General features: G+C 34.4%; 10 protein-coding genes. 3 read left to right on the top strand and 7 right to left on the bottom strand.

From position 1 onward, the window contains the following. The 5 genes from NH26_RS19595 to NH26_RS19615 all read right to left on the bottom strand — a co-directional run. Positions 1 to 3,348 (bottom strand): FG-GAP repeat protein (locus NH26_RS19595; RefSeq protein ID WP_158021976.1); only part of this gene is annotated, 3,348 nt, incomplete at its 3' end. A 156-nt stretch (positions 3,349 to 3,504) separates the two neighbouring features. Further along, positions 3,505 to 4,257: a LytR/AlgR family response regulator transcription factor gene (locus NH26_RS19600; protein ID WP_044217630.1), complete on the bottom strand. Its 753-nt coding sequence runs from the start codon at positions 4,255 to 4,257 to the stop codon at positions 3,505 to 3,507. Further along, positions 4,254 to 5,369, bottom strand: coding sequence for a sensor histidine kinase (locus NH26_RS19605; RefSeq protein ID WP_084812281.1), 1,116 nt, complete (start codon positions 5,367 to 5,369; stop codon positions 4,254 to 4,256). The genes NH26_RS19600 and NH26_RS19605 overlap by 4 nt, the downstream gene beginning before the upstream one ends. Next, the gene (locus NH26_RS19610; protein WP_044217634.1) at positions 5,366 to 6,358 is read right to left on the bottom strand and encodes a sensor histidine kinase; all 993 of its coding nucleotides are present in this window, start codon (positions 6,356 to 6,358) and stop codon (positions 5,366 to 5,368) included. Before NH26_RS19610 ends, NH26_RS19605 begins: the two co-directional genes overlap by 4 nt. Then, a complete protein-coding gene (locus NH26_RS19615) occupies positions 6,355 to 8,289 on the bottom strand; it encodes a hypothetical protein (protein WP_044217636.1) in 1,935 nt (644 codons plus the stop codon). Before NH26_RS19615 ends, NH26_RS19610 begins: the two co-directional genes overlap by 4 nt. Positions 8,290 to 8,540: 251 nt before the next feature. Here NH26_RS19615 and NH26_RS19620 point away from each other — a divergent pair, with 251 nt between their 5' ends. After that, positions 8,541 to 10,814 (top strand): beta-N-acetylhexosaminidase, encoded by a 2,274-nt coding sequence (locus NH26_RS19620; protein WP_044217638.1) that lies wholly within the window; start codon positions 8,541 to 8,543, stop codon positions 10,812 to 10,814. 57 nt (positions 10,815 to 10,871) lie between these two features. Here the strand turns inward: NH26_RS19620 and NH26_RS19625 are convergent, their stop codons facing one another. Further along, a complete protein-coding gene (locus NH26_RS19625; protein WP_158021977.1) occupies positions 10,872 to 11,762 on the bottom strand; it encodes a carboxypeptidase-like regulatory domain-containing protein in 891 nt (296 codons plus the stop codon). A 284-nt stretch (positions 11,763 to 12,046) separates the two neighbouring features. On the opposite strand from NH26_RS19625, the gene NH26_RS19630 reads away from it, so the two are divergent. Continuing rightward, positions 12,047 to 12,529, top strand: a complete 483-nt coding sequence (locus NH26_RS19630; RefSeq protein WP_044217643.1) for an RNA polymerase sigma-70 factor — start codon at positions 12,047 to 12,049, stop codon at positions 12,527 to 12,529. A gap of 3 nt (positions 12,530 to 12,532) precedes the next feature. Here the strand turns inward: NH26_RS19630 and NH26_RS19635 are convergent, their stop codons facing one another. Further along, positions 12,533 to 13,372, bottom strand: coding sequence for a basic secretory protein-like protein (locus NH26_RS19635; RefSeq protein WP_052431736.1), 840 nt, complete (start codon positions 13,370 to 13,372; stop codon positions 12,533 to 12,535). 225 nt (positions 13,373 to 13,597) lie between these two features. Between NH26_RS19635 and NH26_RS19640 the strand changes: the two genes are divergently transcribed. Next, entirely contained in the window at positions 13,598 to 14,497 is a 900-nt protein-coding gene (locus NH26_RS19640; RefSeq protein ID WP_044217645.1) for a FecR family protein, read from the top strand. The last annotated feature ends 30 nt before the right edge of the window (positions 14,498 to 14,527 follow it).

The raw sequence follows: 14,527 nt of genomic DNA on the forward strand, positions 1-14,527 counted from the left end.
TTCAGTTCTATCGAAAGAGAAGAAAGGATACTGATTATTATACATCACACTAGCAAGAATATCCTCGCCGGCGAATTGTACAGCAGCAGCAAAAGCATCATCTTTACCCACAAGGTCAGTGGTGTAAGTATCGACAAGTGAAGCAGAAACTTGATCTTCATTGACTACATAATGATAAACAACACCCAATCCATCGTTATCACTTTGCGAAGAACCAATTAGGATTTCATCCCCTTGAACATCAAGATCAGCTCCGAAGTAATCGAATTGAGCAGCATCTTCATTAGCAATAGAGAAAGTTTCATAGCTGTCCGTCCATACTTGGTCCTCTTTTTTGATAAATACATGAACTTGTCCTTTTTTGTCATTACCGTAATCAGTAGCAACAATCACATTGTTGTCTACAGCAACATGAATCCCGACTTGATAGTTACCACCATCTTCAACTTCTAATGTAGCATCAGGAGTAAGTTGATCAGTAATTTTACCTTCAGGTAGGTTGTAAACATAAACTCTACCTTGCCAGTTGTTGTAACCTAAAGCTCCGGTAATTAAGGTTTTATCATCCATTCTTACTTCATGTCCGAAGTATTCATTAGAAGTAGGATTAGAAGATTTTAGTGTGACATTATTAAACTCTAAGTCACTCCATTTTTCTTCATTCTCTTTTTGATAAAGAATAATTCTTCCTTGATAAGCATTATTTCTGTATGCCCCAACAGCAATTTTATTGTCGTTAAGATCAACAGAGAAACCAAAGTAACTACCACTAGATAGAGGGCTTGTAAGAGATAAAGTCTCCGTCATATCCTTCCAGCCGTCGACAGGCTTTTCATAGATATAAGCTTTATCAGCTTTAGGAGCTCCCACAACGATTACATCATCTTTGATAGCCACAGCAAAACCAAAGTGAGTCGTATTCGCAATGTCATTATCAGTAGCAGTTAAACGAGCTTTTAATACCCATTTTTCATTTTCTTTCTCATATACAAAAGCAGCACCTTGTAAAGAAGAAGAAGCATACGATCCGATCACCATAGTAGAACTATCTGAATCAATATATCTGGTGATTTCATAATCATAAGGTTTAATAGTCGGAACAGGAATAGCTTCAGTTCTATCGAAAGAGAAGAAAGGATACTGATTATTATACATCACACTAGCAAGAATATCCTCACCGGCGAATTGTACAGCAGCAGCAAAAGCATCATCTTTACCCACAAGGTCAGTGGTGTAAGTATCGACAAGTGAAGCAGAAATTTGATCTTCATTGACTACATAATGATAAACAGCACCCAGTCCATCGTTATCACTTTGCGAAGAACCAATTAGGATTTCATCCCCTTGAACATCAAGATCGGCTCCGAAGTAATCGAATTGAGCAGCATCTTCAGTAGCAATAGAGAAAGTCTCATAGCTGTCCGTCCATACTTGGTCCTCTTTTTTGACAAATACATGAACTTGTCCTTTTTTGTCATTACCGTAATCAGTAGCAACAATCACATTGTTGTCTACAGCAACATGAATCCCGACTTGATAGTTACCACCATCTTCAACTTCTAATGTAGCATCAGGAGTAAGTTGATCAGTAATTTTTCCTTCAGGTAGGTTGTAAACATAAACTCTACCTTGCCAGTTGTTGTAACCTAAAGCTCCGGTAATTAAGGTTTTATCATCCATTCTTACTTCATGTCCGAAGTATTCATTAGAAGTAGGATTAGAAGATTTTAGTGTGACATTATTAAACTCTAAGTCACTCCATTTTTCTTGATCTTCTTTTTGATAAAGAATAATTCTTCCTTCGTAAGCATTATTTCTGTATGCCCCAACAGCAATTTTGTTGTCGTTAAGATCAACAGAGAAACCAAAGTAACTACCACTTGATAGAGGGCTTGTAAGAGATAAAGTCTCCGTCATATCCTTCCAGCCGTCGACAGGCTTTTCATAGATATAAGCTTTATCAGCTTTAGGAGCTCCCACAACGATTACATCATCTTTGATAGCCACAGCAAAACCAAAGTGAGTCGTATTCGCAATGTCATTATCAGTAGCAGTTAAACGAGCTTTTAATACCCATTTTTCATTTTCTTTCTCATATACAAAAGCAGCACCTTGTAAAGAAGAAGAAGCATACGATCCGATCACCATAGTAGAACTATCTGAATCAATATATCTGGTGATTTCATAATCATAAGGTTTAATAGTCGGAACAGGAATAGCTTCAGTTCTATCGAAAGAGAAGAAAGGATACTGATTATTATACATCACACTAGCAAGAATATCCTCACCGGCGAATTGTACAGCAGCAGCAAAAGCATCATCTTTACCCACAAGGTCAGTGGTGTAAGTATCGACAAGTGAAGCAGAAATTTGATCTTCATTGACTACATAATGATAAACAGCACCCAGTCCATCGTTATCACTTTGCGAAGAACCAATTAGGATTTCATCCCCTTGAACATCAAGATCGGCTCCGAAGTAATCGAATTGAGCAGCATCTTCAGTAGCAATAGAGAAAGTCTCATAGCTGTCCGTCCATACTTGGTCCTCTTTTTTGACAAATACATGAACTTGTCCTTTTTTGTCATTACCGTAATCAGTAGCAACAATCACATTGTTGTCTACAGCAACATGAATCCCGACTTGATAGTTACCACCATCTTCAACTTCTAATGTAGCATCAGGAGTAAGTTGATCAGTAATTTTACCTTCAGGTAGGTTGTAAACATAAACTCTACCTTGCCAGTTGTTGTAACCTAAAGCTCCGGTAATTAATGTTTTATCATCCATTCTTACTTCATGTCCGAAGTATTCATTAGAAGTAGGATTAGAAGATTTTAGTGTGACATTATTAAACTCTAAGTCACTCCATTTTTCTTCATTCTCTTTTTGATAAAGAATAATTCTTCCTTGATAAGCATTATTTCTGTATGCCCCAACTGAAATTTTATTGTCGTTAAGATCAACAGAGAAACCAAAGTAACTACCACTCGACAGAGGGCTTGTAAGAGATAAAGTCTCCGTCATATCCTTCCAGCCGTCGACAGGCTTTTCATAGATATAAGCTTTATCAGCTTTAGGAGCTCCAATAACAATAACATCACCATGTAATGCGACAGAAAAGCCGAAATGAGTGGTATTGGCAATTGAAGTGTTTTTGGAGGTAAGTTTGGCGACTTGAGTCCAAACTCCATTGTTTTTTTCATAAACAAAAGCAGCACCTTGTAAAGTACTTGATTCATAAGAACCAATAACCATTGTAGAATCATCAGCATCAATGTAGCGAGATATGCTGTAATCTTGAATGGTGTTAGCTTTTGAGAAATTTACAGTATTAAAAACCAGCATAATACTGAATAGTGTAAAAATGAACCTGTTAGTCATTAAAAAATTGTATTTAAATATTAATAGTTTGATTGCGGATGCAAAACTATAGTATATATCTTAATAAAACTAAATCATAATATTAACTAAACACCAAATGATAGTACTAAATAAAGATAATTAATTGAACCACTTCTTAAATTCTTTCACTTTATCACGAACGACCACTAATTCATGTGGAATTTCTTGATGAAGTGATAGAATCAAACGGCTATTAGTGTGTTTATTTACACTTTGAATAGAAGACCTTTGAACAATGTGACTTCTTCCAATTCGGAAAAACTCTTGAGGGTCTAACAAATCATTTAATTCTTCCATTTTGAAATCGACCACATACCTTCTGCCTTCAAAAGTATAGAGTAAAGTATGTTTTCCATCGGCCACAAAAGCTAAACTATCTTCTGATAGAATACTTTTAATGCTGTCTCCGATGCGGACCATAAATCTTTTTTTGTATTTCTGATTATAATTCTCCAACAATACATCTAACTGCCCTTTTTGAGGTGCTATTTTTTGTTGTAGTGTTTGCATTTTTTGAAGTGCCTTTGTGAGCGCTTCACTATCTACCGGTTTTAATAAATAATCTATACTATTAGCTTTAAACGCTTCTAAAGCATACTCATCGTAAGCAGTGGTAAAGATGATAGGCTTAACGATTTCAATTTCATTAAAAATATCAAAGGCTAATCCATCCGTTAGGTGAATGTCCATAAATATAAGATCTATTTCACTTTGATGTTGTTTGAGCCATTGAACAGAAGTACGTATAGAATCGGAGAATTTCACCACTTCTACTTCATAAGGAGTTTTATTGATTTGACGAACTAATTTGCCTTGTGCTGGCTTTTCATCTTCTATAATAAGTGCTTTCATGATTTCTTAAATAAGGATTGGTCGTTAGGTTGGATATTTACATTTGCTTTGGATTGCCAAGCATTATCAATGGATTTAAAAGCAGGTAAAATAATTAAATATTGATTGTCTTTCTGAATTCTTTGCACCGGTATTTTTGTATAATGATGTAAAGTGTCTTGAACAGAGTTAATCACGTGACCTAAAGCATTGTCATGCTCTATTTTTTCATTACAACTATGTGCTATCATCACCAATTGATCATCTTTTATTGAAAAACAAACGGATAAAGGCTGTAGCGGTGAAGCAATATAATCTGTAGCAATGGCTACTAAAATTCTAGGAAGCAACATAGGAGGAAACAGCAATTGATCGTCTTTTTGATGTATATCGAAAGTAGTGTGAATGCCTCCAGAACGAGAAATAGTCAATAACTCTGCTACCTCATTGGTTAGGGCAAAAGCTTGAGTTATCGTAATAAATTCCTCTTTTCTACTTTGGAGGTTATTTCTATATACCTTGGCCAATTTTTCGGCATATTCCTCTGCGGCATCAGGATCTTTATGTGCCAAACCAATAATAGTTTCTAAAGTTTCATAGAGAAAAGGAAGGTGGGCATCTTCTGCAAAAGCTTTCATTTCATCGTTGATAAAAGCCGTTCTTTTTTGTTCTTCTAATCGTGCTTCTTCATTGCTCAATTTGATCAGGTGGTTGCCCCAAAAGGCACACTCAAAAAGTAATGTTTGGAAGATAAACAAGCCCTGAAAAACATACATTTCTGTACTGAAACTACTAAAGGATGAATAATCAAATAGTCCATAAAAATAGATAGACAAGATCAGACCTATCACTAAAGCGCTGCCTACAACAGCCCCAATAGCATGAAAAACAATTTGCTCCAATACAGAATCAATCACCGATAAACGTTGACGCATCCACTTTGAAAAAAAGATAATGAAAGTATTCCACAGATAAGAGATGAGAATACAGACTATCCATTCTGCTTTAAAGATAGTTTCTGATAATTCTGTAACTCGGTTAAATGCTAACAGCAATAACAAGTAAGTGATGCTACCAGAAAGTATAGGATAAAATACCCCATAGAAGAGAGAAGAGCGTATCCATCGATTCATAATAGCGGGAGTTGAACGGTGTAAGAAGTAGAAGTATGTTGTATGCTGATTTCTTGATCGCTTAACAAGGCATATCGTTCTTTCAAATTATTTAATCCTACTTTGGTCGAAATTCTTGTTTTAGGCGATGTTGTCGTATTGTTTCTGACTTTCACCAATTGTTGTTCTTTGATATAATCAATATGAATTTCAATGGGATCATCATCAGAAAGTACGTTATGTTTTACGGCATTTTCTACCAATAATTGCACAGACAATGGGGGGAGTTTTCCTTCGATACTTTGCATCGTTTTATCGAGATGTATTTCCACACTTTTACCATGTCGCGTTTGTAATTGAAAGGCAAAGGCACGTACAACTTGTAGTTCTTCGTCTAAAGAAATTAAGGCCTTTTGGGCATATTTCATCACAAACTGATACGTCTGAGCAATACTTCTAATGTAACGATCGGCTTGTTTTGTATCTTCGATGACAAGAAAAGCCACTGTATTTAAACTATTGAATAAATAATGTGGGCTCAACTGACTTTTTAATGCTTCTAATCTTAACTGTGCCGATTTTCTTTGATAAGTCAGTAAACTAAGGTGTTGCTGATTAAAGTGTTGATACGCCAACATTAAATACTCTATCACAAGTATTGCTATAGAATAGGAGAACAATAAAAGCATTGTTTTGATGCGCATATCAAGAATAAAAAGCGGATCGACATCTTTAAAAATAAAGAGACCTAAAAAATAGGTGTGTTGTGCCAATACCAACCACATGCCTAAAGCTCCTTTTAAAACCGTATGAAAAATACTGTGTCCCCATTTAATTTGAGTACTAAATAATTTTCCTACGAGAATCATTGCTATCACATTAAGGCAAAAATACACCACACTTAATGGGCTTTCGAGTATTTCTACCATCTCTTCTCTAGGAGCATATAGAAAGTAGGAATACAGACTACACCCTAAACCGATATATATATATTCTCTGATATTTTTCATTCGTAAAGTGCCCCCAACACTGCATTTCTTTCTGTGCTAGAAGAAATTGTTTTTGCTGCTTTTACATACTCATTTTTGATCTCCTCATTTTTAGAAGCGATAACAAAGGGGGCTACTTTCTTTATCGTGCCAGCCTTATCAAAACTAGAACTGATAGTTGTACTTGCCGATAGATAAGTAGGAAGGAATTCATAGGTGAAATTATCTTGATCTACGATCTTCATCAAAACACTTTTTTTATCGAAACTAGAACTGATTTTTTTTACTTCATCAAAATATTGAGGAGCATTACTTAGCTGAATATAAGGAGCAATATCCATAAGGGCATTCTTTTTATCAAAACTTGAAGAAATACCTTGACTTGCCTCTAAGAAATAAGGAACATCAAATTCGTTAAAACCAGGATTATGAATACTATTGGATAAGGTAGACTTCATATCAAAATCGCTAGAAATATTCTTGACGGCTTCGTAATAGGCTTTTTTAACCGCTTTATCTTCTATGTTGGCTTTGCCATAGAAGGCCAATGCTTTTCTTAAATCAAAAGACGAACTGATATGAGAACAACTTTCTAAAAATGCCATTTGGGCTGCAAGAGATAAATTATCCCACTCCTCTGCAATGGCCTCCATCGTTTGAGAATGGTCGAAACTGGAAGAAATACTAGAGGTTTGCTCAATTAATCGAACAACTTGCTCATCGCTCCAACGGTTAACATACTTTGCTTTAAATGCTTCTTCGATACTGTTTCTTTTATCGAAACTGCTCGAAATACTTTGCATCATACGTTCTAAATCGGCAGGGTAAAACTGAAAAATGCCATTACCTAAGGTGTTTGCAAATACTTTTCGTTTACTAAAAGAGGACGTAATACTTATATAGCAATCCACCCATTCTTTCATATCTTCTTTGCTTAAGTTATTCTGAAATTCCTTTCGCGAAACCACATAAATTAAGCATTGTTCTTTGCTCGAAGAACTTGATATTTTGGAGATGCCATTAAAATAAGATGAAAGTAGTTTTTTATTGTAATACGTAGCAAAAGTAGATTTAAAATACTTTTCTAAACTACTCGAAGATGAAATGTTTTTAACTACATTATCGGTTATAGAAACAATATCACTATTCTTAATTTTTTTATGATTGAGTAAAATTCGATAAAAGGCCACCTTAGCGACATCACTATCCAAGCTAGAAATATATTTTAAAGTAGAAGATACGCCACCTTTTTTCATTTGACGATTGATTCTATCTTCGGCAGCAATAGCATTGGTTTTTATCACTTCAGGTAAAACATCTTTCAGCCAATTTTCGCCATCGGGTTTAAAGGGCATTAGTTTGTTTCCTTCGTAGTATTTATAGATTAAATCGCCATTAGAAGAAGGCTGAATCACTAATTTCCTTAGATTACCGAAGGTACGTTTCTCCACTACAAATTTACCTCCCTCAGAGATTTTAATGATGTCATTTTCGTCTTCATTCAGTGCAATATCACCCTCATAATCCACACGATAAGAATAAAAGAAATTTTTCTCATAATGGATTTTATTCCTATGAGCAATTTCTATTGCTAATTGAATTTCTTCTTGTTGTAACTCTAATTGTTCTTGTGCTTGTTGAATACATTCTTGAATTACCTCCACATCAATATCGGGTGCATCAGGCATCCCTTCAGGAAATAATTCTTCTATAGTAATCACGCTTTCGGGTTCAAAATCCTCCGCAAAAGCCTTAATGAACACCTCCATTTGTTGTTCCTGATGTTCTGCAGCCATCTTTCGTGCTTCCTCTGCCACTTTCTCTGCCTCCTCACGAATTTCTTTGACGTTAATTACAATGACAGAATCAGTTCCTGGAATCTGTACTCTCTGAATATCTTGAGCGGAAGAAAATAATGGTAGTAAGAGTAGGCTAAGTAGTAAATATTTCATAAAAATTAATTTGACACTAGTAAATTATTGATGATACAATGATAGGGAAGAGGAAGTAAGGATAAAATAAAAAAGGGGTGAATTGTAGAATTAAGGGAGTGGATTGTCAATGAGCTGTATTGGTGTTTGTTGTAGTATGCTTTTCAAAATAAATGAGTAGGCTCCATAATTATTTAAGATATTCTCTTTTATTGTTTCTCACAATCCTCCATATTTACACACAATTCAGTAATATTAACTATCAACTTCTAATGAAAAACTACACACATTTTTTATGGGTGTGTATTATTGTCTTTCAGTTTTCTTGTACACCAAAGCAAGAAAATGTGAATGTCAATATTATACCTCAACCTTTGTCTGTGGAAAAGCAGGCAGGTATTTTTCACCTAACATCAAGTACATCTCTTTATGCAGCTCCAGAATTTCTTTCTGAAAGCGATCTACTTAAAGGGTTTATCAAGGAGACTGTGGGAGTAACATTGCCGACAAAAGAAAAAGCGGCAACGGCACAAATTCAATTAATTCAAAATCCTTCTTTAAAGGAGGAGGAGTATATCGTTTCCGTCCAAGAAAATTTGATTACGATAGAGGGAAATGATGGAAGAGCAGTACTTTGGGGTATTCAAACTCTGAGACAACTTGTTATGCAACATTCATCGACACTTCCTGCAGTAACAATTAAAGATCAGCCAAGGTTTGGCTACAGAGGTATGCATTTGGATGTGGGGAGGCACATGTACCCCATCTCATTTATCAAGAAGTATATTGATATTCTATCCTTACATAAAATCAATACTTTCCATTGGCATTTAACAGAAGATCAGGGGTGGAGAATTGAAATAAAAAAATATCCTAAACTAACAGAAGTTGGTGGGTTTAGAAAAGGTACAGTCGTAGGACATCACGGTAGTAGCCAACAATTTGATGGGCAACGTTATGGTGGTTATTATACACAAGAGGAAGTAAAAGAGGTGGTAAAGTACGCACTTGAAAGAGGAGTGGAAACAATTCCTGAGATTGAACTTCCTGGCCATGCTATGGCTGCTTTGGCGTCTTATCCTCAATTTGGATGTTCTGGAGGACCGTATGAGGTCGCACAAACTTTTGGTGTTTTTGAAGAGGTGTATTGTGCTGGAAATGAAGCGACATTTCATTTTTTAGAGGACGTATTAGATGAGGTAATGACCTTGTTCCCTTCTAAATACATTCATATAGGTGGGGATGAGTGCCCGAAAACCCAATGGAAAAAATGCCCTAAGTGTCAAAAAAGAATCAAGCAAGAACACCTAAAGGATGAACATGAACTACAAAGTTATTTTGTTCAGAGAATGGAAAAATACTTGAACAGCAAAGGGAAACGAATGATTGGTTGGGATGAAATCCTAGAGGGCGGTTTAGCACCAAATGCTACGGTCATGTCTTGGAGAGGCACAGAAGGAGGCATTGCGGCGGCAAAAGCGCATCATGAGGTGATTATGACTCCGGGAGATCACGTTTACTTCGATCACTATCAAACAGAAGATATTACCAATGAACCCCTTCAGGTAGGTGGTTATACATCCGTAAAAGAAGTATATCATTATGAACCTTTGCCTTCCACTTTATCAAAAGAGGAGCAAAAATACATTATTGGTGTACAAGGAAATGTATGGACGGAATACATGAAAACTCCAGATAAGGTAGAGTACATGATGGTACCAAGAATAGCAGCTTTATCAGAAATTGCATGGACCAATCCGCAGGATAAAAATTGGAAAGGCTTTAAACATCGCTTAAATTCTTTACGTTTGGTGTACGATCAAATGTCTATTAATTATGCAAAACACTTATTTAATGTATTGGGAGAGGTAAAAGCAGATACAGTTCAAAAAGCCTTAGTGGCCACTTTGGAAACTACTTCAGACCAGCCCATCTATTATACATTAGATGGGAGTGTACCTAACAAAAATAGCAAAGTGTATACTTCAGCCATTGTTATTCAAGAAACAACAGCGTTGAAAGCAACGGTTGTTCCTAACACCACCTATTTAAGTCGTGAGATCAATTTTCATAAAGCTGCATTTAAACCTTTAGCATTACAATCGACTACATCAGCTACCTATTTTAAATATGGAAAGACACCCTTAAACGATGGATTGAGAGGTTCTTTAATTTATAATTCTGGAGCTTGGGTCGGGTTTAACCAAGGAGATTTCTCCTGTGTGATTGATTTAGAAAAAGAGGAGGAAATATCAAAAGTGACGGTAGGAACTTTGATAAAAATGAAGAAGGGCGTCTTCGGTCCTAATGCCATTAAAATTTTTGTATCAAATGATGGGGAAACGTATCAAAAAGCAGGAGAAAAGATACTATCTAAAACAACTCAAAGTACCTCTGATGGAATTACAAATTATGCAGTTCCGATAGAAAAGACATCCAAAAGATTTATAAAAGTTGTTCTCCAAAATTACGGTAAGTTGCCTCATTGGCACAACGACGTAGGAAAACAAGCTTACTTGTTTATTGATGAGATTATTGTAGAATAAAAAAAACAGCTGTAGGTAATTAATTTACTTGCAGCTGTTTTTTGCTTGTTAGTTTGTTTACCTACTCGCATCCATTGGTAAAACATCCACATACATGTTTAGCTTCCCTTTTTTAATGATCCATTTTTCAAAAACATCTTCTTTGAAGAAATAACCAGGAGAGGTACCTATTGCAGCAGAGATAGAGAAAAATCTTCTGCCTTCGTTTTGTTGCTCACTATCTACCCATTGTAGGGCAACACCCACTTTTTTTTGTGATGGCTGTAGGATGATATCATAAGCAGATAGATCAAGTTGGTACCAACCAAGAAAACTATCCTCTAGGTCGAATAAAATATCTTTTTGATGTAAAAGAGTAGTAGGTTTCCCTTTTTCGATGGTATAAAATTTTAATCGGAATTTGATTAATCGGTAATTATTACTGCTAATATGAAAGTTGAGGGAGTTTACTTTACCCAAAGATTTGATCGGGTAGATCATCCCTTTTTCCCTCCCTAAGTTATTAGGATCATTCTCTCCCCAAATACTATAGTAAGCATGAAATAAAGGTAAAAAAGTACTCGATTTCCCTAGTTTTTTAGACTTGATTTTGTTTGGTTTTTTGCCTTTTTTATTCTTTGAAAACACAGCCACTTCATTCAATTGGGTAATAGAAGGTTGTAATTGAATAGTACTATTTTGTTGTAATTGATCAAATGATATTTCAAAAGTTTCATAGCCGATGCAGGAAATTTGAATCTTAGCTTTTTGATCAATACCTTCCGGTAGAGGTAGTTTAAATTTACCATCACTATTTGATATAGTTCCATGAGTAAGTCCTTCGAAACCAAGGGAAGCATAAGCAACAGGAAGCTGCTTTTCTGTGTCGATTATAGTACCTACAATTGAAGGTTGTGCATGTAGAAGTACACACAAAAATAAAAAGTTTGCGATTAAGAGAGTTTTCATCATTTTGGTTTAAATGTCTACTCCTAAGACAAGATCTGCTTGAATTAAGTTGAAAGGTTTAAAAAATATCTATCAACTAATTTCTGAGTAGTATTATTGAATGGTATGCAAGCTTGTACTTAAAATATTAGATGTCTTTGTTTTTAGTACTATTTATTTTGTTATCCTTTCAATTTAGGTGTTGAATTATATTAACAATGCAATAATATTTTCAAACAAATTATCTTATAAATTAGCCATTAAATAGATGAAATGTAATTACCTATATAACTAAACGATTAACAATGACTGAAAATGAACTAGAGCTTTTATTTAAAACCCATTATAAAATGCTCTGTCTTTTTTGTTGTCGAATTATTAAAGATGAAGATACAGCTAGGGATATTGTGCAAGAGTGTTTTATTAAATTTTGGGATAAATTTGAAGAAATTGATTCTCCCGAATTTGGTAAATCGTATTTGTATACTTTAGTGCGTAACAAGTCTCTTGATTATTTAAAATCATTAAGGGTATCGAAAACAATTCCGTTGACAGAAAATATTGATGCTATGGAGCAGTTCTATTCCTCTTTGGAATATTCTGATCTTGAGCGTAAATACCTTTCTGCGTTAGATGAATTACCAGAAAAATGTAAAACGATATTCTTAAAAAGTAGAGATGAGCAGCTTTCTAATAAAGAAATTGCTACTCAACTCAACCTTTCTGTAAAAACTGTTGAAGGGCATATTACTAAAGCAATAAAGCACTTGAAACTAGCTTTGAAATAGCTATTAGACTGTTTTATTCTCCTTAATATAATTTTGATAATCTTCCCAATGTTCATCAATGGTTTTATCTGACTCTAATACCAATTGAAGTGCGGAAGTCCAATCCCAATTCTCTAAAAGAATACAACTTCTATTTAATTTTCTAGCAAAATCAGGATCATAAGTATCTTTTAGATATTTAATAAAATAACCACTGGTAGTGTAGCCATCGTTCCAATGCCCCCCTAATTTAATTTTTCTCTTATGGTACCCTTTTTCAATTCTAACATAATCTGCTAGGCCTTCAATAAACCCAAAGAAGTCGTCTCCCTTTTTGTAGACACCAGCATTTTTAGGCTCATATTGATAACCATGGACAATTTCATGATACAATACTCCTTTTATTTCAAAATAGATAGAATCATCATTATGACTGCTCTCAAATGTTTTTTCTATATGCTTTGTACTAAATTTAATGCCTATTGCCGGGGGTGCTCCATATTTTTCCGAAATCCCATCATATCTCTTTAGAGTATAAGTGATTTTTTTTATGGGTTGAATTTCTCCATCAATGATTTCTTTTGGAGTGTAAATCATTTCTGCGACTTCTTGAGCATGTTGCTGAATATAAGCCGTTGGGTTGGTTACTAAACGGTGATAGATCTTATGACCTTGACTACTTGAGTCCTCGTTGATAAAATCGATTGTTGGTTTTACAAAGTGAGGGTTTTCTTCAAAAATTTCAGTATTCTCATTAGAAGAATTCTTGCTGATATTCGTGTCGTTTGTTGATACTGCTGTACAGCTAAACACCAATATTAGCAACCCAAAAATGAGTGGCTTGTGTAATAATTTAGTTTTCATTTCAATTGTTGTTTATAGGTTTATCAATTTAATTGCTTTCAATTTGTAAACGAATTAGGAGGTTTAAACCCTTGTTGATGTGTAGTATTTTTTTTGATTTATATTTTTATCGCATTGTAAATGACTGTTATTCAGTCTTATATTGATTAGTTGAGTTTTTTTATTTTTTTTTTCAAGGGTAGGACATCAAAAAATCGTTACAGGTGTAGAGAAAACAATTAATAATTGAAAGAGAATAAAAACATATCGAATAATTTCAACGAAGAGGCTGAACTTGATTTCCTTTTATCATCTTTAAGTAAAAAGAAAAATAAAGGAGAAGTAAATCAGGCATGGAAAAAAGTTGTACGTAAACATAGTTATCAGCAAAAAACGAAGGAGCGTAAAATTTATTTCTATGCGGCGTCTATGGCAGCAATGTTAGTACTTACTATTGGAAGCTTCTTTTACAATAGTATTCTTAGCGATAAAGAAATACAGTGGCAGAGTGTCAATGTGGCTCAAAATAATAGAGCTTCGATTGTACTTCCAGATGGAACAAGTGTTTTATTAAATTCTGATTCTGAATTACTATACCCATCTGATTTTAGTAAAGAAAATAGAATTGTAAAACTTAAAGGGACCGCATTATTTGATGTAGTAACTGACAAAGAGAACGTTTTTAATGTCTTATCAGATTCTATGAATATAGAAGTTTTAGGGACCAAATTTGTGGTAACAGCAAATAATGAAGACGGTGTGTATCAAACTACATTATTAAGAGGAAAGGTTGATGTTGTATTTCCACAGAGGAAACAAAAAATACAAATGAAGCCTCAAGATCAATTGTACTTAAATACCAATTCAGGGAGACTCTTAGCACAGAAAGTAAATACAACTTTATGGAATAATGCGATAGAGAATGATATTATTAGAATAAAAAATAAAAGTTTTAAATATTTAGTAGATGTACTAAGTATTCGTTATCAAAAAAAAATATATACACTAGACTCTAAATTATTAAAAGAACAAATCACCTTTACAATCCATAATGAAGACCTCAATCAATTGTTAGAAGTACTTAAAGAGATCTTAGAAGTAGATTATAAAGAAACAACACACGGAATAGAATTATTTAAAAAGTAAAACAATACAAAAATCATCGAGCATGCTAAA

The sequence above is a fragment of the Flammeovirga pacifica genome, assembly GCF_000807855.2.
Classification (GTDB): domain Bacteria; phylum Bacteroidota; class Bacteroidia; order Cytophagales; family Flammeovirgaceae; genus Flammeovirga; species Flammeovirga pacifica.

Coding starts and splice junctions, on each gene's coding strand:
- NH26_RS19600 (WP_044217630.1), bottom strand. CDS start 4,257: ATGAAAGCACTTATTATAGAAGATGAAAAGCCAGCACAAGGCAAATTA.
- NH26_RS19605 (WP_084812281.1), bottom strand. CDS start 5,369: ATGAATCGATGGATACGCTCTTCTCTCTTCTATGGGGTATTTTATCCT.
- NH26_RS19610 (WP_044217634.1), bottom strand. CDS start 6,358: ATGAAAAATATCAGAGAATATATATATATCGGTTTAGGGTGTAGTCTG.
- NH26_RS19615 (WP_044217636.1), bottom strand. CDS start 8,289: ATGAAATATTTACTACTTAGCCTACTCTTACTACCATTATTTTCTTCC.
- NH26_RS19620 (WP_044217638.1), top strand. CDS start 8,541: ATGAAAAACTACACACATTTTTTATGGGTGTGTATTATTGTCTTTCAG.
- NH26_RS19625 (WP_158021977.1), bottom strand. CDS start 11,762: ATGAAAACTCTCTTAATCGCAAACTTTTTATTTTTGTGTGTACTTCTA.
- NH26_RS19630 (WP_044217643.1), top strand. CDS start 12,047: ATGACTGAAAATGAACTAGAGCTTTTATTTAAAACCCATTATAAAATG.
- NH26_RS19635 (WP_052431736.1), bottom strand. CDS start 13,372: ATGAAAACTAAATTATTACACAAGCCACTCATTTTTGGGTTGCTAATA.